At 72.5% G+C, this 21,168-nt stretch carries 19 protein-coding genes; 10 read left to right on the forward strand and 9 right to left on the reverse strand.

Translation table 11 applies throughout. The features are described from left to right. Positions 1-756 precede the first annotated feature (756 nt). The 3 genes from thrS to F6X53_RS20370 all read left to right on the forward strand — a co-directional run bounded on the left by thrS (position 757) and on the right by F6X53_RS20370 (position 5,117). Positions 757-2,784, forward strand: a complete 2,028-nt coding sequence (gene thrS / locus F6X53_RS20360) for a threonine--tRNA ligase (protein WP_151002018.1) — start codon at positions 757-759, stop codon at positions 2,782-2,784. Positions 2,785-3,229: 445 nt separating this feature from the next. Then, positions 3,230-4,729 (forward strand): radical SAM/SPASM domain-containing protein, encoded by a 1,500-nt coding sequence (locus tag F6X53_RS20365; protein WP_151002019.1) that lies wholly within the window; start codon positions 3,230-3,232, stop codon positions 4,727-4,729. A gap of 49 nt (positions 4,730-4,778) precedes the next feature. Continuing rightward, positions 4,779-5,117, forward strand: a complete 339-nt coding sequence (locus F6X53_RS20370) for a hypothetical protein (protein WP_151002021.1) — start codon at positions 4,779-4,781, stop codon at positions 5,115-5,117. A 40-nt stretch (positions 5,118-5,157) separates the two neighbouring features. Here F6X53_RS20370 and F6X53_RS20375 read toward each other — a convergent pair whose 3' ends face one another. Then, positions 5,158-6,555, reverse strand: coding sequence for an aminotransferase-like domain-containing protein (locus F6X53_RS20375; protein ID WP_151002022.1), 1,398 nt, complete (start codon positions 6,553-6,555; stop codon positions 5,158-5,160). Between the two features lie 106 nt (positions 6,556-6,661). Between F6X53_RS20375 and F6X53_RS32540 the strand changes: the two genes are divergently transcribed. Both F6X53_RS32540 and F6X53_RS20380 read left to right on the forward strand, forming a co-directional pair. Beyond that, positions 6,662-6,823, forward strand: a complete 162-nt coding sequence (locus F6X53_RS32540; protein WP_191970923.1) for a hypothetical protein — start codon at positions 6,662-6,664, stop codon at positions 6,821-6,823. Positions 6,824-6,882: 59 nt separating this feature from the next. After that, on the forward strand, positions 6,883-7,788 hold the full coding sequence (locus tag F6X53_RS20380; RefSeq protein WP_151002161.1) for a DMT family transporter: 906 nt from the start codon (positions 6,883-6,885) through the stop codon (positions 7,786-7,788). On the opposite strand, the gene F6X53_RS20385 is transcribed toward F6X53_RS20380, so the two are convergent. Beyond that, positions 7,733-8,626, reverse strand: coding sequence for a hypothetical protein (locus F6X53_RS20385; RefSeq protein ID WP_238298564.1), 894 nt, complete (start codon positions 8,624-8,626; stop codon positions 7,733-7,735). The two genes, F6X53_RS20380 and F6X53_RS20385, sit on opposite strands and share 56 nt — an antisense overlap. Before the next feature lie 215 nt (positions 8,627-8,841). Between F6X53_RS20385 and F6X53_RS20390 the strand changes: the two genes are divergently transcribed. From F6X53_RS20390 to F6X53_RS20405, 4 genes are all read left to right on the forward strand, one after another. After that, positions 8,842-9,420, forward strand: coding sequence for a nitroreductase family protein (locus tag F6X53_RS20390; protein ID WP_151002024.1), 579 nt, complete (start codon positions 8,842-8,844; stop codon positions 9,418-9,420). Between the two features lie 107 nt (positions 9,421-9,527). Further along, positions 9,528-10,130 (forward strand): flavin reductase family protein, encoded by a 603-nt coding sequence (locus tag F6X53_RS20395; RefSeq protein ID WP_151002026.1) that lies wholly within the window; start codon positions 9,528-9,530, stop codon positions 10,128-10,130. A 222-nt stretch (positions 10,131-10,352) separates the two neighbouring features. After that, positions 10,353-11,426, forward strand: a complete 1,074-nt coding sequence (locus tag F6X53_RS20400; RefSeq protein ID WP_151002028.1) for a lytic transglycosylase domain-containing protein — start codon at positions 10,353-10,355, stop codon at positions 11,424-11,426. Further along, a complete protein-coding gene (locus tag F6X53_RS20405) occupies positions 11,423-12,922 on the forward strand; it encodes a DUF2336 domain-containing protein (protein WP_151002030.1) in 1,500 nt (499 codons plus the stop codon). Before F6X53_RS20400 ends, F6X53_RS20405 begins: the two co-directional genes overlap by 4 nt. Positions 12,923-12,959: 37 nt before the next feature. On the opposite strand, the gene F6X53_RS20410 is transcribed toward F6X53_RS20405, so the two are convergent. Continuing rightward, a complete protein-coding gene (locus tag F6X53_RS20410; RefSeq protein ID WP_151002031.1) occupies positions 12,960-13,730 on the reverse strand; it encodes an NAD kinase in 771 nt (256 codons plus the stop codon). 90 nt (positions 13,731-13,820) lie between these two features. Here F6X53_RS20410 and cutA point away from each other — a divergent pair, with 90 nt between their 5' ends. Next, entirely contained in the window at positions 13,821-14,147 is a 327-nt protein-coding gene (gene cutA, locus F6X53_RS20415; RefSeq protein WP_151002033.1) for a divalent-cation tolerance protein CutA, read from the forward strand. A 1-nt stretch (position 14,148) separates the two neighbouring features. Here the strand turns inward: cutA and F6X53_RS20420 are convergent, their stop codons facing one another. The 6 genes from F6X53_RS20420 to F6X53_RS20445 form a co-directional block, all read right to left on the reverse strand. Further along, positions 14,149-15,108 carry an MBL fold metallo-hydrolase gene (locus F6X53_RS20420; RefSeq protein ID WP_151002035.1) on the reverse strand — a complete coding sequence of 320 codons (960 nt, stop codon included), beginning with the start codon at positions 15,106-15,108 and terminating at the stop codon, positions 14,149-14,151. A 96-nt stretch (positions 15,109-15,204) separates the two neighbouring features. Continuing rightward, positions 15,205-16,350, reverse strand: a complete 1,146-nt coding sequence (locus F6X53_RS20425) for a glycosyltransferase family 2 protein (RefSeq protein WP_151002037.1) — start codon at positions 16,348-16,350, stop codon at positions 15,205-15,207. After that, positions 16,350-17,111 (reverse strand): lysophospholipid acyltransferase family protein, encoded by a 762-nt coding sequence (locus F6X53_RS20430; protein WP_151002163.1) that lies wholly within the window; start codon positions 17,109-17,111, stop codon positions 16,350-16,352. The genes F6X53_RS20425 and F6X53_RS20430 overlap by 1 nt, the downstream gene beginning before the upstream one ends. 183 nt (positions 17,112-17,294) lie before the next feature. After that, on the reverse strand, positions 17,295-18,821 hold the full coding sequence (locus F6X53_RS20435; protein ID WP_151002039.1) for a phytoene desaturase family protein: 1,527 nt from the start codon (positions 18,819-18,821) through the stop codon (positions 17,295-17,297). Positions 18,822-18,934: 113 nt separating this feature from the next. Then, positions 18,935-20,167 carry an ABC transporter permease gene (locus F6X53_RS20440; protein WP_151002041.1) on the reverse strand — a complete coding sequence of 411 codons (1,233 nt, stop codon included), beginning with the start codon at positions 20,165-20,167 and terminating at the stop codon, positions 18,935-18,937. Then, positions 20,164-21,159: an ABC transporter ATP-binding protein gene (locus F6X53_RS20445; protein WP_151002042.1), complete on the reverse strand. Its 996-nt coding sequence runs from the start codon at positions 21,157-21,159 to the stop codon at positions 20,164-20,166. Before F6X53_RS20445 ends, F6X53_RS20440 begins: the two co-directional genes overlap by 4 nt. Positions 21,160-21,168 lie beyond the last annotated feature (9 nt).

Raw genomic sequence — 21,168 nt, forward strand, 5'->3', positions numbered from 1 at the left:
GAAAGCCGACCGGGTGAGGGGTGCGACCTGTCCGGATAACGCTCGCCCCGGCCCGAGAGAGAACGCCCGTCGCGAAACGGATTCCCACTTCCCGATCTCACTTTGTTCTTGACAAAATTCCTAGATCCTGCTTTGAATGCACCCACTCGCCGCCCGGTGGTGAGGTGCCCCGATGGACCGGATGGGGCGCTGCGGGCGGGGAGACGGTGCCCGCGTCGGTGGTCCGGTTTCGCCATCGCCCCGGGCGGCGCGTGAGGACGCAGGGTGTCGTGGGCGGGTAGGCGCGGCGCGCCGGACTCGGGACCTGGGGCACTCACAGACCATCGACCGGTCCGCCCACTAGGAGGCGGATGTGGGGCTACGGGCCCGGATAAGTCGGCCGCCCGCGCGTCGAGCGCGGGAGGAGGGCTGCCTTGAGTCGAAGTCCGCGACGCCGAGGAAGACACCGTGACGCGAGGAGCGGGCGGCCCGGGAGGGCGGCCCGCGGGACGCCGGGGAACCGGCAACACCAAAACAATCAGTGGTTCCGCGGCGTCCCGCGTCCACCCGCATCGCCCCTTGAGCCCCGCGCCGATCCGGCGGCGGGCGGCCTTGGCGCGTCCCCGTGCTCCTTCCCGTGTTCCTTCCCGTGTTCCTTCCCGAACGGAATCGGTCTAAACGGCCCGGCGCCGCCGGGCGCTCCGCGCGCCCCGGTTCCAGCCCCATCCCCGCTTACCTGCCTCGTTCGCAGGAGTGAGCCTCACGGAGAGCCTGCCGATGCCCATCCTGACCTTCCCCGACGGCAACACCCGCGCCTATGACGACGCGGTGACCGGCCGCAGCGTCGTCGAGGGCATCGCCAAGTCGCTGGCCAAGCGCACCGTCGCGATGGCGCTCAACGGCAGCGTCCACGACCTCGACGACACGATCGCGCGGGATGCCCGCATCGAGTTCCTGGGCCGCGACGATCCCCGCGCGCTGGAGCTGATCCGCCACGATTGCGCGCATGTGCTGGCCGAGGCCGTGCAGGCGCTCTGGCCGCAGACGCAGGTCACGATCGGCCCGGTGGTCGAGAACGGCTTCTACTACGACTTCGCCCGCGACGAGCCCTTCACCCCGGAGGACTTCCCGAAGATCGAGGCGAAGATGCGCGAGATCATCGCGCGCGACGCGCCCTTCACCCGCGAGGTCTGGACCCGCGCCGACGTGCGCCAGCTCTTCTCCGACAAGGGCGAGGCCTACAAGGTCGAGCTCGTCGACGCGATTCCCCCGGGCGAGGACCTGAAGATCTACCGCCAGGGCGACTGGTTCGACCTCTGCCGCGGCCCCCACATGACCTCGACCGGCAAGGTCGGCACCGCCTTCAAGCTGATGAAGGTGGCGGGCGCCTATTGGCGGGGTGATTCCAACAACCCGATGCTGACCCGCATCTACGGCACCGCCTGGGCGACGAAAGAGGATCTCGACGCCTACCTGCACCGGCTGGAGGAGGCGGAGCGCCGCGACCACCGGCGCCTCGGCCGCGAGATGGACCTGTTCCACTTCCAGGAGGAGGGGCCGGGCGTCGTGTTCTGGCACGCCAAGGGCTGGACCGTGTTCCAGGAGCTGATCGCCTATATGCGCCGGCGCCTGAAGGGCGATTATGCCGAGGTGAACGCCCCCCAGATCCTCGACAAGTCCCTGTGGGAGACCTCCGGCCACTGGGGCTGGTACCGCGAGAACATGTTCGCGGCCCAATCCGCCGGCGAGGAGGCCGAGGACAAGCGCTGGTTCGCCCTGAAGCCGATGAACTGCCCCGGCCACGTCCAGATCTTCAAGCACGGGCTGAAATCCTACCGCGACCTGCCGCTGCGCATGGCGGAATTCGGGGTGGTGCACCGCTACGAGCCGTCGGGCGCCATGCACGGGCTGATGCGGGTGCGCGGCTTCACCCAGGACGACGCGCATATCTTCTGCACCGAGGACCAGCTCGCCGCCGAGTGCCTGAAGATCAACGACCTGATCCTCTCGACCTACGCCGATTTCGGCTTCGAGGAGATCCTGGTGAAGCTCTCGACGCGCCCCGAGAAGCGCGTCGGCTCGGACGCGCTCTGGGACCATGCCGAGGACGTGATGACCCGGGTGCTGGCCCAGATCGAGGAGCAATCGGGCGGGCGCATCAAGACCGCCGTGAACCCGGGCGAGGGCGCCTTCTACGGGCCGAAATTCGAGTACGTGCTGCGCGACGCCATCGGCCGCGACTGGCAATGCGGCACCACGCAGGTGGATTTCAACCTGCCCGAGCGATTCGGGGCCTTCTACGTCGATGCCGACAGCCAGAAGAAGCCGCCCGTGATGGTCCACCGCGCCATCTGCGGCTCGATGGAGCGCTTCACCGGCATCCTGATCGAGCATTTCGCCGGGCATTTCCCGCTCTGGCTCGCCCCCGTGCAGGTGGTGGTCGCCACCATCACGAGCGACGCGGATGATTACGCCCGCGATGTCATCGCGGCGGCGAACCGGGCCGGCCTGCGGGTCGAGGCGGACCTGCGCAACGAGAAGATCAACTACAAGGTCCGCGAGCACTCCCTCGCCAAGGTGCCGGTGATGCTCGTGGTCGGCCGCAAGGAGGGCGAGGAGCGCACCGTCTCGATCCGCCGCCTCGGCAGCCAGCAGACCCGCACGCTGCCCCTGACCGAGGCGCTCGCCGCCCTGAGCCAGGAGGCGACCTCGCCGGACATCGCCCGCGCGCAGGCCGTGGCCGAGACCGTGCCGACGAGCGAGGCGGTGCTCGACGGCCATCACGAGGTTCACCCGGCGCCGTAGGGCGTCGGGTCAGGCCACGATGCATCCTCGCTCCGACCGCACACGCGATCGTGTGCGGTCGGAGCGCGCGGGGGCTCGGGGCCTCGGGCCAAGGTCAGGGGCCGGGCCCGCTCCTGCGACGGGCCGGGCGCCCGACGCCGGGCCAGCACCCGGATCCCGAACAATCCCGAAGACTTCAGCTCTGATCGCTTCCCTGATCTTTCTGCCTCCCTGAAAGCTCGTGTTGAATTTTTCGGATGCTCCTCTGACTATAAAGACAGCAAAAAACGGCTCAAAATTTCAGATATTGACTTCGTAAGTGCCATGAATCTCGATAAAATTCGTGATGGCGGGGCATTTCATCGCTCAAGTTATCAGAACACGGCGTTCGGCGTCTCTTTCATGATTTGAGGCTGCGTCTATCATCTGGTCCGGAGCCGCTGCGGCGCCCGGAGGGACAGACGGGATGCGCACGAGCAGCTACGTGATCTACGTCGATCTTCCGACGAACCGGGAGGAGATGCTGCTCATCCACGGCTATACCGGAGCCTTCGACCGGGTCAGCCGCCGCGTCTCGGGCTTCCTGCGCCGGAACGAGGCCGGCCACGTGCCCAAGCCGCTTCACGGCGACTGGTCCGATCACGATGCCGGCTTCCCCGAGACCGAGCCCCCGGACGCCGAGACGGTCGCGCGGCTGCGGGAGCGGGGCTACCTCACCGACCTGAGCGTCGAGGCCGAGGAGCGCTTCCTCGTCGAGAACCTCGACCGCTGGCACCTGGCCCGCGCGATGAGCGCGCCGCAATTCATCTTCATGCCGACCTACGACTGCAACCTGAGATGCGGCTACTGCTTCCAGGACGGGATGCGCACCGACGGCTCGCGCCGGCACCTCCTGGCGACCATGGGGCGCGACGTGGTCGACCGAATCTTCGCCGCGATGCCGCGGATCGAGGCGCTGCACGGGGTGAACCCGGACCGGCGCCCCGTCCGCAGCATCGGCTTCTTCGGCGGCGAACCGCTGCTGGCACGCTGCCGCGACACCATCGCGCACATCATCAAGCGGGCCAAGGCCGAGGGCGACAACAGCTTCTGGGCGGTCACCAACGCGACCGAGCTCGACGCCTACGCCGATCTCCTCGGCCCCGAGGGGATCAGCGTTCTGCAGATCACCCTCGACGGCCCCGAAGCGGAGCACGACCGGCGCCGGATCTACCCCGACGGAACCGGCTCCTTCGCCCGGATCGCCCGGAACCTGCATCTCGCCCTGGAGCGGGGCGCGCAGGTCCAGGTTCGGGTCAATGTCGACCGCGGCAACCTCGCGGACCTGCCGGCGGTCGCCCGGACCATCCTGCGGGAGGGCTGGGACGAATCCCCCGCCTTCTCGGCCTACGCGGCCGTGATCCACCCGTCCTCGACCGCCATCGAGCCGACCACCACGCTGAGCACCTGGGACCTGCGCAAGGAGCTGGAGCGGATGCGCGCGGAGGATGCCGACATGCGGGTCTTCACGCTGCCCGACGCGCGGATGCAGCAGAACCTGCACAACATCCTGCTCAACCGCCTCAACCCGGCGCCGTTCATGAAGAGCGCGTTCTGCTCGGCGCACGACAAGATGTACATCTTCGACGCCTTCGCGGACATCTATGCCTGCTGGGAGCGCACGGGCGATGCCAAGATCCGCATCGGCTCGATCTCACCCGAGGGCGCGATCACCTCGAACGGGCCGATGCTCAAGCAGTGGCGGACGCGCTCGGCCGCCTCGAACCCGGTCTGCGCGCGCTGCCGCTACGTGCTGCATTGCGGCGGCGGCTGCGCGGTCCTGGCCGAGGCGAAGCACGGGCGCTTCTTCGGCAATCACTGCGACGCGTTCGGACAACGGTTCCGGGCCAGCGCGGCGGGCGCCTACACGGCGCTGCTGTCCGGCCAGGACCTGACGCAGGCCCGGGCGGCCGTCTGCGATCAGTAGGGCGTCGCCGCCCGCCCGGCCTCCCGCCTCACCACCGAAGGACCCCACCATGGGCTGCATCGTCAACTGGGATTCCAAGAACCCGCCGCCGCTCCAGACCGTCCCGCTCGCGGCGAATGGCTGCATCATCAACTGGCTCAAGGCGGATGCCGACATGGCGAGCGCCAATGCCACGGGGTGCATCATCGATTGGGATGCGCAGACGGACATCGCGGCCGAGCTCACCCAGGCGAAGGGGGGCTGCATCATCGACTGGGACGCGAAGACGGATCTCACCGCGCTGAGCGCCACCGCGCCGAGCGCCAATGGCTGCATCGTCAACTGGATGGGCGTGAGCGAAGGCGATCTCCGCAACGCCGTTCAGGGCGGCTGCATCATCAACTGGTGATCGCGGGGGCCGCCGCGCGGCGGCCACGGCGATGGCCGGCTCAGCCGGCCATCGCCCGTTCCAGCACCTCGAACACCCGGGCGTCGCCGCATTGGGCGACGTTGAAGCGGAGGCGGTCGGTGGCGGCCTGGCCGGGGCTGAAGACGGGGCCGGGCGCCAGCACCACGCCCTCGGCCAGCGCCCGCCGGGCGATCTCGGCGGCGTCGAGGCCCTGAGGCAGGCGCGCCCACAGGAACATGCCGGCGGCGGGCACGAGGGGCACGTCGAGGCCGGCGCCCGCGAGGCGGCGCACCACCCGGCCCCGCGCCTCGGCGAGGCGGCCCCGCATTCCGTCGAGGTAGCGCCGGTACGACCCGTCGCTGAGCGTCCGGTGGACCAGGGCGGCGGCGAGATGGCCGCTGCCGAGGCTGACCGCGAGCTTGAGGTCGACGAGGCGCTCGACCCAGTCCGGCCGCAGCGCGATCACCCCGATGCGGGCCGCCGCCGACAGGGTCTTGGAGAAGCCCCCGATATGGATGACCCGCTCGAGCCCGTCGAAGCCGGCGAGCCGCGGCCCCGGTTCCGGCTCGAAATCGGCGTAGATGTCGTCCTCGACGATGAGGGTGTCGTGGGCTTCCGCGAGCCGCAGCACCCGGTGGACGGTGGCCGGGCTCACGCTCGCGCCGGTCGGGTTGTGGAGGCCGGAATTGGTCAGGTAGAAGCGCGGCCGGTGCTCCGTGAGCGCGGCGGCCAGGGCCGTCAGGTCCGGCCCACTCGCCCCGAAGGGCACGCCCACGACCCGCACCCGATGGGCCCGCAACAGGGCGTGAAAGTTGAAGTAGCAGGGGTCGTCGACCAGCACCGCGTCGCCCGGCTCCACCAGGAAGCGGCAGATCAGGTCGAGGGCCTGCGTCGCCGAATCGGTCAGCACGATCGCGTCGGGATGGGCCGGGATGCCCCGCTCCGCCAGGCGCCGGGCGAGGAGCTGGCGCAGGGGCGGGTGGCCGAGCGGCACGTCGTAGCAGCCGACGGTCTGGTCCGTATCGCGGGCGAGCTGGCGCAGCGCCCGGCGCAGGCCCTCGTCCGGCATCCAGTGCGGCGGCATCCAGCCGCAACCGGGCTTGAGCATCGCGGGGCCGGCCTCCAGCGATTGCCGGGCGATCCAGAGGGGGTCCACCGCCCGGTCGAGGCGCGGCCCGATCGCCGCGAGGCTGAGCGGCTCGGCCCGCCCGGCGACGTAGAAGCCCGAGCCCGGGCGGGACACGATCGCGCCCTCGGCGCCGAGCCGCTCATAGGCCTCGACCACGGTGGATTTCGAGACCCCCATCGTGTCCGCGAAGGCCCGGATCGAGGGCAGGCGCGCACCGGGGCCGAGCGTTCGCCCGGCGATCCGCGCCTCGATCGCCGCCATCACGCTGCCGACCCGGCTGAGGCCGGGATCGAGGGCCGTATCCGCCATCCGTACTGCTCGTCATTCAGGACAGTTCCGGGAAATCGTACCGGATCCGTCCCTGTCGCGCTAGCCGCCGCCCCGGCATGGTCGCGGCTCGGACACGGAGGCAGCGATGTCGGGGTTCTGCGAACACATGGACGAGGCCCGGGAGCGGGGCGCGAGAGCCCCGGATCGGGCGCCGGGGGCGGGCTGGATCGCCCGGCGCCTCGGGGATGCGGCCATCGTGGCGGGCGCGCTGGCGCTGGCCTTCATCCTCATCGCCGTCGGCGCGTGAACCCGGTGTCCGAGCCGATTCTTCCCGGCGCCCGCTCGCCCCGGGCCCTCGTCGACGGAATGCTCGGCGTCGTGATCTTCAGCGCCTCGCTCCCGGCGACGCGCCTCGCGCTCACCGATCTCGAGCCGCTGTTCCTCACGACGGCCCGCGCGGCCATCGCCGGGATCGTGGCCGGCCTGGCCCTGCTGCTCCTGGAGCGGAGCAGGCCCACCCGCGCCGACCTCGCCTCGCTCGCCGTCGTGGCCCTCGGTGTCGTGATCGGGTTCCCGCTCCTGACGGCGCTGGCGCTCCGGCACATCGACGCCGCGCACGCGGCCGTCTTCGTCGGCCTGCTGCCGCTCGCCACCGCCCTGTTCGGGGCGATCCGGGCCGGCGAGCGCCCGCCGCCGGCCTTCTGGCTGCTCTCGGGCCTGGGCAGCGCCGTGACGGTGGGCTTCGCGGCCGGCAGCGGCGGCTCGGCCTCCGGTATCGGCGACGGGCTGATGCTCGCCGCGATCCTGGCCTGCGGCCTCGGCTACGCGGAGGGGGCGGGTCTCGCCCGGCGCCTCGGCGGCTGGCAGGTGATCGCCTGGGCGGCCATCCTGTCGCTGCCCGTAACGGCGCCGCTGGCCCTCGTCTGGCTGCCCGCCGACCTTGCCGCGATCCGCGCCCCGGCCTGGGCCGGCCTCGCCTACGTCTCGCTGTTCAGCATGCTGATCGGCTTCGTGTTCTGGTATCGCGGTCTGGCGCGGGGCGGCATCGCGGCGATCGGCCAGCTGCAATTGCTGCAGCCCTTCCTGGGCTTCCTGATCGCCGGCCTCGTCCTCGGCGAGGCCATCGAGCCGGCCATGCTGGTCGCGGCGGCCGCGGTCGTGGCCTGCGTGGCGGGCGCCCGGCGCATGGCCTCCGGGACGGCGACACGATCGCCCCTCAAGAGGCCTTGGCCAGCACCTCGACGTCCCGGTCCATCCCGCTCTCGACCTTGAACTCGCGGGTATAGACCTGGCCGTCGTGGCGGGCGATCAGCACGTAGTCGCCCTCCGCCAAGGTCACCTGCGGGAAGGCGCCGATCGCCTCCCGGATGGTGTCGCCGCCGGGGGTCAGCACGCTGAAGGCGGTGCCCGCGAAGGCCTCGGCGCCGGGCGTCGCCACGAGCTTGAGGGTCATGGTGGCGGCGCGGTGGTTCATGGTCGCGTCCGTGACCTTGCCGTTCTCGACCTTGAGGTCGGCGCGCTGGATCGCGTTCGATTCCCCGTAGGTCGAGACCACGTGATAGGTGCCCTCGGGCAGGCGCAGCAGCTCGCCGGCCTTGACGCCGCTGCGCACGAGCCGCCCCTCGGAATTGGTGCCGATCGGCACGAAGACCGAGAAGGAGAGCTGCGGGGCCGGGATCTTGGTGTCGCCGATGGCGCCGGACAGCTTGAGGGCGCCGGCGCTGACCCGGAGCTGCTCGCTCAGCGGCTGGCCGGCCATGACGAGCTTCTTCGAGGCGCTGGCATAGCCGTAGGTGACGGTGGCCACGTAGGCGCCGGGGGCGAGGGTGAAGCGCGGCTCGGGCTCCGCCGAGCGGGCGACGATGGCGGGCCGCACGCCGTCGCTGCGGTCCTCGTAGATGCGCCAGGCGAGGCCCGAGCGCAGCGACCGATCCCCGACGCCAGACAGCACCGCCTTGAGGGAGAGCGAGGCCTCGCCCTCCGCGGGTCCCGGCATCGCCGGGGAGGGCAGGCTGTTGGCGAACGGGTTCGGCGCCTGCGCCGAGACGGCGAGCGGCAGCAGCAGCCCCCAACCCACCACGCCCCCGAGCCAGAACCGTCCGCGCCCCATCCCGCTCCTCCGACCTCGCCCGCGGCCCGATTTCGCCCGCGGCCCGATTTCGCCCGCGGATTGCCAAACGGCCGCGCAGACGCCACCTAAGCACGCCCTCTGGACCCGGACCGTGGCGGCGGCATGGCCGTGCCCGCCGTCGCGTGCAGGGATGTCCCATGCGTCCCGCCTCCCGGCAACCGGAGCGCGCCGCTGTCCTCGGAAGCCCCGCCCGCATGATCCCGACCCCCGACACGCCCACCCTCGACCTGCTCCGCACCCGCCGCTCCGTCGCCCCGCCGCTCCTGACGGAGCCGGGGCCGGATCCGGCTGCGCTCGACGCCATCCTGCGGATCGCCTCGCGGGTGCCCGATCACGGCAAGCTCGCGCCCTGGCGCTTCCTCGTGATCGAGGGGGAGGCCGGCGCGCGGCTCGGGGCGGTGATCGCCGGCGCCTACGCGGCGGATCATCCGGAGGCCGACGCGGCCCGGCTCAATCTCGAGGGCCGGCGCCTCGTCCAGGCGCCCCTCGTCGTCGCGGTGGTGTCGCGGGCAAGACCGCACATCAAGATCCCCGAATGGGAGCAGGTGCTCTCGGCGGGCGCCGCCGCCATGAACCTCGTCCTGGCGGCCAATGCCTCCGGCTTCGCCACCGCCTGGCTCACGGAGTGGTTCGCCTATGACCGGCGGGTGCTCGACGCGCTCGGCCTGGAGCCGTGGGAGAAGCTCGCGGGCTTCATCCATATCGGCCGGGCGGGCGCGGTGCCGAGCGACCGGCCGCGGCCGGACCTCGCCGACATCGTCACCCGGCTCTGAGCCGACCCGGCGACGCAGCCCGACCCGCTCGCCGACCCACCCGCCGACCCACCCGCCGACCCACCCGCCGACCCACCCGCGCGCGAGAAACCCTGAGGCATTCGGCCATGCATTACGAACCCGACAACCGGACCCTGCCGCACAATCCGCTGAAGGCCCTCGTCGCCCCGCGCCCGATCGGCTGGATCAGCGCGATGAGCCGGGCCGGGCAGCTCAACCTCGCGCCCTACTCGTTCTTCAACGCGGTGGCGGACGACATGGTGGCCTTCTCCTCCTCCGGCCGGAAGGACGCGATGACCTTCGCGGAGGAGGGGCAGGAATTCGTCTGCAATCTCGCCACCTACGACCTGCGCGAGGCGATGAATGCCAGCTCGGCCCCTCTCCCCCGCGGCGAGAGCGAGTTCGATTTCGCCGGTCTGACGACCGCGCCCTCCCGCAAGGTGCGGCCGCCCCGCGTCGCGGAAGCCGCCGCCGCGATCGAGTGCCGCTGGCTGCAGACCGTGCCGCTGGTGCCGCTCGGCGGCGGCGAGCCGGCGAATTTCCTGGTGATCGGGCAGGTGGTCTCGATCTACATCGACGACCGATTCGTCGCGGACGGGCTCGTCGATACCGGGGCGATGCGCCCGATCATGCGGGGCGGCTATTTCGACTACTTCACGGCGACGCCCGAGACGCGCTTCGAGATGCGCCGGCCCAAGGGCGGCGGCTGAGAGCGGCGGCTGAGAGCGGCGGCTGAGAACGGGGGCTGAGAACGGGGGCGCCCGGCCCCGGCGGACCTCAGCCGAAAACACCCGATACGGGAAGGTCCGCGAGCGTACGCATTCAATCTTCCTTTACCATAACGGCAACAGGATCAGGCTTCTAAGGGAGCATGTTCAGGCTCCTTCGCGCCGCGCCCGGCTCGGGCCGGCGTGTCCCGAGTCGGACCCCGCATGTTCCTGTTCACCACGCCTTCGGCCAGCACGCGCGAGACCGGCCAGAGCGCCGCCGCTCCGGCGCGGAGCACGGGCTCGGCGGAGGTGGTCGAGGCGATCCGGGGCGGGGCGCAGAGCACGGGCGTCGGCTTCGATTACCTGCTCGCCACGGCGCAGCGGGAATCCGCCCTCGATCCATCCGCCAAGGCCGGCACCTCGTCGGCCACCGGGCTGTTCCAGTTCATCGATCAGACCTGGCTCGGAGTGATGAAGACGGCGGGGCCGAAGCTCGGCCTCTCGGACTATGCTGACGCCATCACGGCGCGCCCGGACGGCACCTACACGGTCTCGGACACCGCGACCCGGCAGACGATCCTCGACCTGCGCCGGGACCCGAGGATCGCCTCGACGCTCGCGGGAGCGCTCACCCAGAAGAACCGCGAGGCCCTGACCGGCGCCCGCGGGCGCGAGCCCACGAGCGGCGACCTCTACGCCGCGCATGTCCTGGGCGCGCGGGGCGCCACGACGCTGATCGCCTCGGCCCAGGCGAGCCCGGCCCGCGCCGCCGCCCTCGACCTGCCCGAGGCCGCCGCCGCCAATCGGGGCCTGTTCTACGACAAGACCGGGCGGCCCCGGACCTCGGCCGAGCTCTACGCCACCCTCTCGACGGTGGCGGCCGGCAGCCGCGGCACCGCCGCCGCGACCGACGTGACGGCCCTGCCGCAGGGCACGAGCGCCTATGCCGCCCTCGACGGCGGAGGGCTGCGCGCGCTGTTCCAGAACGACCGGCGCCAGGGCGCGATCTCGGACGGCGTCGCCAAGCTCTGGCAGGGCCGGGCCGCGCCCGAGAGCGGCCGCAGCCCCCCGACCTACTTCCCGCGCTCGGACGGGAGCGCGGACACGGTGGCGGAGACGGGCGCCGTCGCGGAAGCCGCGCCGGCCACCGCCAGTGCCCTCGTCGGCGCGCCCATCCTCAACGCGCCCCTGCCACCGCGGCGCCCCGCCGAATTCACAGGCGGCCGCCAAGCGGCCGCCCCGCGCGCGAGCACCCCGCTCGACCTGTCCCTGTTCACGATCCGGAGCAATCCATGATCATCCGCCAGTTCCTGGCCTGGACGCAGCACAGCTCGGCCGGGCGCCGGGCCGAGGCGGCGTCCGCCCTCGCGCGGGCCTATCTCTACACCAATCTCGGGCCCGAGGCGGCCTGGGAGGCGAAGACCGCGATCCTCGCCCTCCTCGACGATCCCGCCCCGGTGGTGCGCCGGGCGCTCGCAGAAGCCTGCGCGGCCTCGGCACGGGCGCCACGCCCGCTCGTGGTCTCCCTCGCGGCCGACCAGCCGGAGATCGCGAGCCTGGTCCTCGCCCGCTCCCCGATCCTGACCGACGCCGACCTCGTGGACGCCGCCGCGATGGGGGCCGAGGACATCCGCACCGTGATCGCGGCGCGCCACCACCTCACCTACGCGGTGGCGGGGGCATTGGCCGAGATCGGCGGTCCCGAGACGCTCGCCCGCCTTGCCGCCAACCCGACCGCGCAGATCACCACCGGCCGCCTCCTGCGGATGGTCGAACGCCATGGCGACGATGCCACCCTGCGCGAGGCGCTGCTCGCCCGGGCCGACCTGCCGCTGGAGGTGCGCCACGCGGTGGCGGGGCGGCTGGCCCGGACCCTGTCGGGCTTCGTCACCGCCTGCGGCTGGCTCTCCCCGGAGCGCGGCGAGCGGGTCGGCCGCGAGGCGAGCGAGCGGTCCGTCCTCGAACTCTGCGCGGATGCGGGCGCCGGGGCGCTCGGCCGCGTCGTCCAGCACCTGCGCGGCACGGGCCAGCTCAATGCCGGGCTGATCCTGCGCGCGATCCTCTCCGGGCAGATGATGTTCGCGGAGGCCGCCTATGCCGACCTCACGGGCATCGACCGCGCCCGCGTGGCCGGCCTGATGCGCCAGCCGCGCGGCACCGCCAGCCTGCACCGCCGCGCGGGCCTGCCCGAGCCGCTGCTCCCGGCCTTCGAGGCCGCCCTCACGGCCTGGCGCGAGGCGACGAGCGGCGCCAGCACGCTGAGCGGCGCTGGTCTGTCCCGGCGCATGATCGAGCGGGCCCTCACCGCCTGCGAGGACATGCCCTTCGCCGAGATGCAGGCCGTGACGGCCCTCCTCGCCCGCTACGAGGCGGAGGCCGCGCGCGACGAGGCGCGTGCCGTCGCCCGGGCGCTCGCCGAGTCCGCCTTGACCCGCGAGGCCGAGCGCCGGGATGCCGAGCGCCTCGAGACCGATTGGCGCGCCGCGCAGGCACGGGAAGCCGAGCACGTCGCCGCCGCGCGGCCTCAGGCGGCTCCGGCCCAGAGCGCGGTTCCGCCGGCCCTCGCGGATCGCGCCGCGACCGTGGCCGAGACCGCCGGAGCGGATGCGATCGAGGCCGTGCTCGGCACGCTGCCGGAAGCGTTGCTGGCGAGCTTCCACGAGGAGCAGGAACGCCTGCGCCGGGAGGCGGGCCAGGCCAGGGAGGCGGCCGAGGCCGTTCTGGAGACGATCCCGGAGGCGCTGATCGCGAGCTATCGCGAGGACCGGGCGCGGCTGCGCCTCGCCGCCTGATCGGGGCCAGGCCCCTGTCGCCCGTGAATCGGCCCCGTCAGCCGAACTGCTCGCGCAGGATGCGCTCGTCGAGGCTGTGGCCGGGATCGTGCAGGAGCACGAGATCGGTCGCCTGATCGAGCCAGGTCTCGACGGTGCAGACCCGGCGGAACTCGGTGTGGTCTGCCACCGCCGCGACGGGGCGGTGCTCGGCATCGAGCACCTCGATGCGGATCCGGGCGTAGTTCGGCAGCAGCGCCCCGCTCCAGCGGCGGGGTCGGAAGGCCGAGATCGGGGTCAGGGCGAGGAGCTGGGCGTGGAGCGGCAGGATCGGGCCGCCCACCGAGAGGTTATAGGCCGTGGACCCGGCCGGCGTCGCGACCAGCACCCCGTCGGCGATCAGCTCGGGCAGCCGGATATGCCCGTCGACCGCGATCTTGAGCTTGGCGGTCTGGTGCGTCTGGCGCAGCATGTAGACTTCGTTGATCGCCCGGGATTCGTGCAGGCGCCCCTCGGTGTCGCGGGCCTCCATCATCAGGGGATGGATGACGCTGCGCTCGGCCCGCTCCAGCCGCTCGATCAGCCCGTCCTCGCGGAACTCGTTCATCAGGAAGCCGACCGTCCCGCGGTTCATGCCGTAGATCGGCTTCACCCGGTCCATGAAGCGGTGGAGCACCTGCAGCATCAGGCCGTCGCCGCCGAGGGCCACCACGACGTCGGCATCCTCGGGCGCCACGTAGTTGTAGCGCCGCATCAGGGCGGATGCGGCGAGCCGGGCATCCGGCGTCGGACTCGCGACGAACGCGATCTTGTGGAAGCGCCGCGACATGCTGATCAAGATCCGCCCTGTTGACGCGGCGCCCTCGGATGCGCCTCCCTGGAGGCGTCACCGGCAACGTCTTCGCGGGAGAGCCATAGCATGGAGCGTCCGTTCCTCGTCTACACCACATTCCCGGATGCCGAGACGGCGCTCGCGGTCGGCGAGGAACTGGTCCGGGCGAAGCTCGCCGCCTGCATCAACGTGATTCCGGGGATGCGGTCGGTCTATGCCTGGAAGGGAGCGGTGGAGCACGGCTCCGAGGTCGTGGCCATCGTCAAGAGCCGGGAGGGCCTGGCGCAGGCCGTCGCGGCGGAGCTGAAGGCGCGCCACCCCTACGAGACACCGTTCATCCTGCCCCTCGCGATCGCCGAGGCCGACCCGGACACGGCGGCCTGGATCCTGTCCGAGACGGGCGCTCCGGGCTGACTCATCCCGGCGCCCCCCACTGGACCGGCACGAAGGCGTAGCCGTCCCCCGCGCGGGCGATGTGGCCGGTGGCCGGGAAGGGCGCGTGGTAGAAGGCGACCTGCAGCCGCTCCTCGGCGGCCCGGTCGAGGAGGCGGCGACGCGTGGCGCGCGCCTGATCCGCATCGATATCGAACACTGCCGACCAATCGGGATGGCGCACGAACAGAGCCGGGTGGTTGGTGACATCCGACATGTGGAGGAGGCGCGCCTCCCCCGAGCGCAGCAGGAAGACCGTGTGCCCGGGCGTGTGGCCGGGGGCGGGAAGCGCCGTGAGGCCGGGGCGGATCTCCCGGTCCCAGGCGAAGGGCGTCACGCGCGGCCCCCCGGTCCCGAAGATGCGCCGGACCGCCGCGAAGTTCGGGCGCAGACGCTCCGGCGCCCGGGCGGCCTCGGCCTCGTCCATCCAGAAGGCCCATTCGAGCTCCGGCACCAGAACCTCGGCCCTCGGGTAGGCGAGGCTGCCGTCCTTGAGCCGCAGGCCGAGCACGTGGTCGAGGTGGAAATGGCTCATCACCACGGTGTCGATCGCGCTGCGCTCGATGCCGGCCGCGGCGAGGCCCCGCAGCGTCCCGCCGGTGCCGAGGGGTCCGTTATCGGCAAATCCCGTATCCACGAGGATCCGGTGCCCGTTGGCCTCGATGAGGAGCGTCGTGAAGGTGATGTCGAGGCGGTCGGGCGGCAGGAAGGCCTGCGCCATCGCGGCGCGCACGGCCTCGATCGGCGCGTTCGGGATGAAGCCCGCCTCCAGCGGCCGGCCGAGCGTCCCCTCGTGCAGGGCGGTCAGCGTCGCGTCGCCGACACGGTAGCGATAGAGGCCTGGAAGCGTCCCCTCGGGCGCCGCCGGCGCGCCCGCACCGGATTCCGTGGCGGCAAGGACCAGGGGCACGGCGCCCAGGATGGTGCGGCGGTCGATCGGCATCGCGGAGGTGACTCTCGGGGGCAGGGTCGGGGGCACATCCGGGCCCCGCGGCACCGGCCTTCAGCTACCGCGGCGGCGCCCGCCTTCAAGCCCGGGTCAGGCGTCGCCGACCGGATAGCTCCGGCCCTTCCAGGTGGCGGCACCGGCCCGCTCCTGCCGGAGCAGGACGTTCCACTGGATCGCCAGGGCGGTGAGGACGGTGAGCGGGTGCAGCGGGATCGTCGCGACGGGCTCGTTGACCACGAGGGTGATGGCCGCCCGGGTGGACAGCGCGATGATCAGGGCCGCGAGCGCCGCCGCGAGGGTGTGTCCCGGCAGGAGCCCGAACAGGCCGGCGAGGACGAGGAGGAACGGCAGCACCTGACCGAGGAGGAGGAGGAGCGTCCAGACCGGCAGGGCGCGGGGCGTCGCCATGCCCTCATGCGCGTTCTTCGAGAAGCCGGCCCAGGCCTCCGCGAAGCTCCGGTACATCCGGCAGGTCGCGAGCGCCTGACCGGCGACGAGGTCGGTCCGGTGGCCCTTCGCCCGCAGGACACGGGGCAGGTGCACGCCGTCGTGGAGCGAGGTCCGGATCGCGGCGTGCCCGCCGGTCTCGGCATAGACCGCGCGCAGGATCAGGACGAGTTGCCCGCAGGCCGCCCCGAGGGTGGGCCGGGCCGAGGCCCGCATCATCGCCACGGGCAGGAAGCCGACGAGGAGGAAGTTGATCATCGGCACGGTCAGCCGCTCGCCCAGCGTCGGCATGCGCTGGCGCGGCACGCCGCTGACGAGGGCGGCCCCGGTCCGGCGCGCATGCGCGGCGAGGCCCGCGGCGGCGTTCGGCTCCAGGCGCACGTCGGCGTCGATGAAGAGCAGATGCTCGCCCCGCGCGGCGTCGGCGAGGTGCGCGCAGGCGTGGTTCTTCCCGGTCCAGCCCTCCGGCAGGCTCGGCACGCAGACGAGGCGCAGGCGCGCATCCTCGGCGGCGAGGCCGCGCACGATCGCGGCGGTCCGGTCGGTCGAGTGATCATCGCCCACCAGAATCTCGATCGCCGTGCCGGCGCTCGCCAGCGCCGCCCGGAGGGTCGCCTCGATATTGGCTTCCTCGTTGCGGGCCGGGATCAGGATGGAGATCAGTCCGGGGGCGCGCGTCTCCGCCTCCGGCGTGCGCAGGAGCGTGAGGTTCATGGCCGCCAGGATCGCGGGCAGGAGCGCGCAGGCGAGGCAGAGGAGGGCCAGGCCGAGCAAGGCGAGGTCGAGCATCACGGGGCCTCGCTCTCGGCGTCCCGAGCGGAATGGTGGGCCGGATCGAAGCGGCGGCCGGCGCGCAGGGCCTTCAGCCGGCGCCAGCCGTCATAGATGCCGCCGATGCCCTTGGCGCCCGAGACGAGGGGCGCGAAGCGCGCGGGCTCGCGGGCGATCACGTCGGCGCTGAGGCGGTCGAGGGTCGCGGTGAGCGCCCCTTCGAGGCGCCCGAGGCGCTCGGGCCGGGGCAGGGCGAGCAGGTCGGCGGCGGGGATCGGGGTCCCGAAGGCCGCGCAGGCCTCGGCGCCGCGCTCCTCCCAGAAGGCGTATTCGAGGGCGAGCGGCAGGAACAGGGCATCCGGGGCGATCTCGGCGAGGCGCGCGACGCCGGGGCGCAGGCCGAGCGGGCGGGCGCGCACGTCGACGAAGCGCCCCTGCGCGGTGATCCACATCATCCGGTGCGGCCGGCTCAGGATGCCGCGCGAGGCCGCCAGGAACTGGGCCGCGCCCCGCGCCGTCTCGAGATCGACCGCGAACGCGCCCATGCGGCGGAAGACGGCGTAGCGCGCGAGGGCCTTGGCATCGAAGGGGGCGTAGCATTCCCGTGCCGGGAACAGGCGGCCGGCCAGCAGGATCACGGTCGCGGCATCCCACCAGGCCGGGTGGTTGCAATAGACCACGATGGGCCCGGAATGCTCCGCGCAACGCGGCACGCCCCAGCGCGCGAGGCGGACGGCGTTGAGGTGCCGGCGCAGGAAGCGGTCGAAATACGCGACCATGAAGCGCCAGATCACGGGCGAGACTGGGTCCGGCGCGCGCAGGCGCTTGCGTGCGCCGCGTCCTGGATCCGTCGCGGGGGTGGGTCTGACCTCGGGCACGCTCTCGCCTTGGATTGCACTCTGTGCCGTGCCGTCAACCGGCCGGAGGGCGTGCCGGTTCACGCGCGGCGCTGTCCGGTCGCGTCAGGCCGACCGACGCGCGACGCCCCGCACATCCGAATCGTGCGCGTCGGCGGCGATCCAGCCCGACATCATCACCATCGGCATGCCGGGCCCCGGATGGGCCGCGCCCCCCGCGAGGTAGAGGCCGCGCACCTGCCGGGAACGGTTGCCGGGCTTGAAGGCGCCCATCACCCGGCCGTGCGAGGCCAGCCCGTAGATCGCGCCGTTCAGGACCTTGTAGCGCTCGTGGATGTCCTGCGGCGTGAGGTGGCGCTCGACCACGATGCGCTCCTCGAGATCCGGCATCCCGCCCGTGCGCTTGAGCTTGTCGAGGATGACCTGCCGGTAGGCCGGGAACATCGCCGACCAGTCGTGGTGGGGCCGGAGATAGGGCGTGTGGACCAGGACGTAGAGCGCCTCGCCGCCCTCCGGCGCCACCGACGGGTCGGTGGAGGAGGGGGCCGCCAGGTAGGCGGTCGGGTCGGGGGCGGGCTCGCCCTTGTTGTAGATGAAGTCGAACTCCTCCTCCGGGTCGCGGGAGAAGACGAAATCGTGGTGGTTCAGGTGCTCGTAGCGGCGGTTCAGGCCGAGATAGAGCACGACGCCCGAGCAGGCCGGCTCGAAGCTCTTCTTCTCGTAGGCCTTGCCGACCTCGCCGCCGACGAGCTCCCGGTAGGTGCGCACCGAATCCATGTTCGAGATCACGGCGTCGTAGGGCGTCGTGCCCGCGCGGGTACGCAGGCCCGTGACCGCGCCGTTCTCGATGGCGAGCCCGGTCACCTCGCTGGCGGGCTTCAGGGTGGCGCCGAGCTCGCCCGCGAGCTTGGCCAGGGCCTCCGCCACCGCGCGGGTGCCGCCCATTGGATACCAGACGCCCTCGGCCGTCTGCATGTGGGCGATGGCGCAGAGCACCGCCGGCGCCCCGTAGGGCGAGGATCCGACATATTGCACGAAGTGATCGAGCATCTGGGCGAGGCGCGCGTCCTTGACCTTGCCCCGGATGGTGCTCGCGACGGAGGCGTGCATGCGCAGGGACAGCACGTCCCGCAGGGTGCCGGGGTTCATGTTCGCCCGGATGTTGATGGTGTCGAACAGGTCCTCCACCGGCTTCCAGAAGAAGAACCGGTTCGAGACGTCGTGCAGGTGCTGCGAGATGCCGATGAAGCGCTTGTAGCCCTCGCCCGCCCCGGCGCCGGGCACGAAGCGGTCCATGTCGGCGGCCATCGCCTCGACGTCCTGCATCAGGTCGATCCGCGAGCCGTCGTCGAAGAAGCAGCGCCATTGCGGGTCGAGGCGGCGCAGGTCCAGATAATCGTGCAGATTGCGCCCCGCCTCGGCGAAGATGCGCTCCAGCACCCGCGGCACGGTGAGGATCGTCGGCCCCATGTCGAAGCGGAACCCGCCCTCGTGCAGGACCGCGGCCTTGCCGCCGAGCCAGTCGTTCTTGTCGTAGAGCGTGACGCGATGCCCGCGCGCGGCGCTGACGCAGGCTGCGGCCAGCCCGCCGAGCCCGCTGCCGATGACGGCGACCGAGGAATCAGCCCGCATGTTCTTCAGAGCTCCCGAGGAGGACAACGAGCGTCATCCGCCCTTGGGAAGCTAAGCTAGAACCCGGGCCCGCCCGGTCAACGCGTTAACCGGTCGCGCCGGGCGATGGGGCCTCAGGCGCGGGTCGAGCCTGGGCGCGAGACCAGCGCGAGGGCAGTGCCGAGCCCCGCCGCGGCCGCGAGGCCGAGCACCGCCCAGGCCGGGAGGGCCGCGTGCCAACCCTCGCCGAGCGCTCCCTGATAGGCCTCGATCGCCCAGGCGTTCGGGGTGAGCCAGCCGGCCTCCTGCAACCAGGGCGGCATCAGGAAGCGGGGCACCATGCTGCCGCCGATGGCCGAGAGCAGAAGCACCCCGAAGGTCGAGGCGAGGTGGGCCTGCTGGCGGGTGGAAGCCGCCGCGCAGGCCGCGAGCGCCAGGCCCGCCGCCATGGCGGAGACGAGGAGCGAGGTGGCGAGCCAGGCCGGCCAGCGCGGGCCGATCTCGACGCCGTACAGGAAGGCGGCGGCCGCGAAGATCAGCCCGGCCTGGACGAGGCCCTGCAGGGTGAGGAAGCCGAACTTGCCGAGCACCACCACCCGCAGGCCGCCGGGCCCCGCCATCAACCGGTCCGCGAGGCCGGATTGGCGCTCCTCGACGAGGGACATGCCCCCCTGCATGGCGGCAAACAGCAGGAACACGGCCGTGATCGCCCCCGCGTAGTAGCCGACGCGCTCGTTGGCCTGGGCCGCGGCGGTGCTCTGCCGCTCGACCAGGGTGGCGAAGGAGAAGGGCTCCCGCTTGGCCCGCTGCTCGGCGAAGGCCTGATCCAGGAAGGCGCGCTCGTCGGCCCCGATCTTGCCGGTGCGCTCCACGTCCGCGACGATGCGCGAGAGCACCACGTCGGGCAGGGCTTCGTTCAGCACCCGCTGGAGCTGGCCCAGGGCGATCGGGGTGGCCAGCGCCCGGGAGGGGCTCTCGACCAGCACGATCGGCTGGTCGGGGGGCGGGGCGGCAGCGGCGCTCGACGCCGTGGTCGCGGGCGCCGCCGCGAGGTCGCCGCGCAGCACGAGGGCGACATCAACCTCGCCGCGGCGGACGATGCCGAGGATGTCGGGCAGGCCCGCCGCATCGAGGCGCGTCACGCGCAGCGACGGGTCGGCCTCGAGCGCGCGCATCAGCCGCGCGGTCGTGGCCGTCTGGGCGAGGTCGGCGAGCCCGAGATGGATCCGGATGCGGTCGCCGATCGCGCCGGAGAAGATCGCGGCGAAGATCGCGAAGATGACGGTCGGCAGCACGAAGGCCATGACCAGGGCCGCCCGGTCGCGGACGAGGCTCAGCAGCATGACCCGGAAGGCGGCCCCGATCATCGCGCCGCCCTCAAGGGACGCGGCCGGCTCGCGGCCGCCCCGCTCGTCCCGGATTGCAGGGCATCGAGATAGAGCGCGTCGAGGCCCGGGGTCCGCACCCGCACCTCGCTGACCGGGACGCCCTGCCGGCGCAGCGCCCCCAGCAGGGCCGCCCCGTCGAGGGTGTGGCCGCCGCGGCCGGAGGCCCGCCAGGTCAGCCCGGTATCGACGGGGCCGAAGCCGGCCCGGCGCAGGGCCGCCTCGGCCGCCTGGTCCGGCGGCAGCGCGAGGGCGATCTCATGCTCGGGCGCACCGGCCCGAATCCGGGCGAGGAGCTCGGCAAGCGGACCCTCCCGGACGATCCGGCCCCCGGCCATGAACGCGACGTCGTCGGCGAGGCGCTCGGCCTCGGCGAAATCGTGGGTGGCGAGGAGGATGGCGGCGCCGTCCTGCCGCAGCCGCCCGAGGACCGCGTGGATCGCCGCGCGGGCGGCGAGGTCGACCCCTTGCGTCGGCTCGTCGAGCAGGACGAGGCGGGGCCGGCCCATCAGGCTCGCGGCGATGTTGACCCGGCGCTGGTAGCCGCCGGAGAGCAGGCCGACGGGCCGTCCTGCAACCTCGGCGACGTCCGTGAACGCCAGGGCGGCCTCCACGGCCGCCTTGCGGGCGCGGCGGCCGATCCCGGCGAGTTGCGCGAAGACACCGAGATTCTCCGCCACGGTCAGGCGCGGATAGAGGGCGATCTCCTGGGGCACCCAGCCGATGGCGCGGCGCGTCGCGGGCGCCCGGAACGGGTCGGCGCCCCCGACCCGGACCCGGCCCGCATCCGGCGGCAACCGCCCGGCGACGAGGCGCATCAGCGAGGTCTTGCCCGCGCCGTTCGGCCCGAGAAGCGCCAGCGTCCGGCCGGCCGGCGCGGTGAGGTCGATGCCCGTCAGGACCTCCCGGCCGCGATAGCTGAGCGTGGCGTCCACGATCTCGACCAGCGGCACCTGATCCTCCGGGCCGCCCATCCGGCCCCG

Source organism: Methylobacterium soli (assembly GCF_008806385.1).
GTDB classification, from domain to species: domain Bacteria; phylum Pseudomonadota; class Alphaproteobacteria; order Rhizobiales; family Beijerinckiaceae; genus Methylobacterium; species Methylobacterium soli.

Bases quoted from the DNA above. Each gene is read 5' to 3' on its own strand.
- thrS (WP_151002018.1), top strand. From the start codon at position 757: ATGCCCATCCTGACCTTCCCCGACGGCAACACCCGCGCCTATGACGAC.
- F6X53_RS20365 (WP_151002019.1), top strand. From the start codon at position 3,230: ATGCGCACGAGCAGCTACGTGATCTACGTCGATCTTCCGACGAACCGG.
- F6X53_RS20370 (WP_151002021.1), top strand. From the start codon at position 4,779: ATGGGCTGCATCGTCAACTGGGATTCCAAGAACCCGCCGCCGCTCCAG.
- F6X53_RS20375 (WP_151002022.1), bottom strand. From the start codon at position 6,555: ATGGCGGATACGGCCCTCGATCCCGGCCTCAGCCGGGTCGGCAGCGTG.
- F6X53_RS32540 (WP_191970923.1), top strand. From the start codon at position 6,662: ATGTCGGGGTTCTGCGAACACATGGACGAGGCCCGGGAGCGGGGCGCG.
- F6X53_RS20380 (WP_151002161.1), top strand. From the start codon at position 6,883: ATGCTCGGCGTCGTGATCTTCAGCGCCTCGCTCCCGGCGACGCGCCTC.
- F6X53_RS20385 (WP_238298564.1), bottom strand. From the start codon at position 8,626: ATGGGGCGCGGACGGTTCTGGCTCGGGGGCGTGGTGGGTTGGGGGCTG.
- F6X53_RS20390 (WP_151002024.1), top strand. From the start codon at position 8,842: ATGATCCCGACCCCCGACACGCCCACCCTCGACCTGCTCCGCACCCGC.
- F6X53_RS20395 (WP_151002026.1), top strand. From the start codon at position 9,528: ATGCATTACGAACCCGACAACCGGACCCTGCCGCACAATCCGCTGAAG.
- F6X53_RS20400 (WP_151002028.1), top strand. From the start codon at position 10,353: ATGTTCCTGTTCACCACGCCTTCGGCCAGCACGCGCGAGACCGGCCAG.
- F6X53_RS20405 (WP_151002030.1), top strand. From the start codon at position 11,423: ATGATCATCCGCCAGTTCCTGGCCTGGACGCAGCACAGCTCGGCCGGG.
- F6X53_RS20410 (WP_151002031.1), bottom strand. From the start codon at position 13,730: ATGTCGCGGCGCTTCCACAAGATCGCGTTCGTCGCGAGTCCGACGCCG.
- cutA (WP_151002033.1), top strand. From the start codon at position 13,821: ATGGAGCGTCCGTTCCTCGTCTACACCACATTCCCGGATGCCGAGACG.
- F6X53_RS20420 (WP_151002035.1), bottom strand. From the start codon at position 15,108: ATGCCGATCGACCGCCGCACCATCCTGGGCGCCGTGCCCCTGGTCCTT.
- F6X53_RS20425 (WP_151002037.1), bottom strand. From the start codon at position 16,350: ATGCTCGACCTCGCCTTGCTCGGCCTGGCCCTCCTCTGCCTCGCCTGC.
- F6X53_RS20430 (WP_151002163.1), bottom strand. From the start codon at position 17,111: ATGGTCGCGTATTTCGACCGCTTCCTGCGCCGGCACCTCAACGCCGTC.
- F6X53_RS20435 (WP_151002039.1), bottom strand. From the start codon at position 18,821: ATGCGGGCTGATTCCTCGGTCGCCGTCATCGGCAGCGGGCTCGGCGGG.
- F6X53_RS20440 (WP_151002041.1), bottom strand. From the start codon at position 20,167: ATGATCGGGGCCGCCTTCCGGGTCATGCTGCTGAGCCTCGTCCGCGAC.
- F6X53_RS20445 (WP_151002042.1), bottom strand. From the start codon at position 21,159: ATGGGCGGCCCGGAGGATCAGGTGCCGCTGGTCGAGATCGTGGACGCC.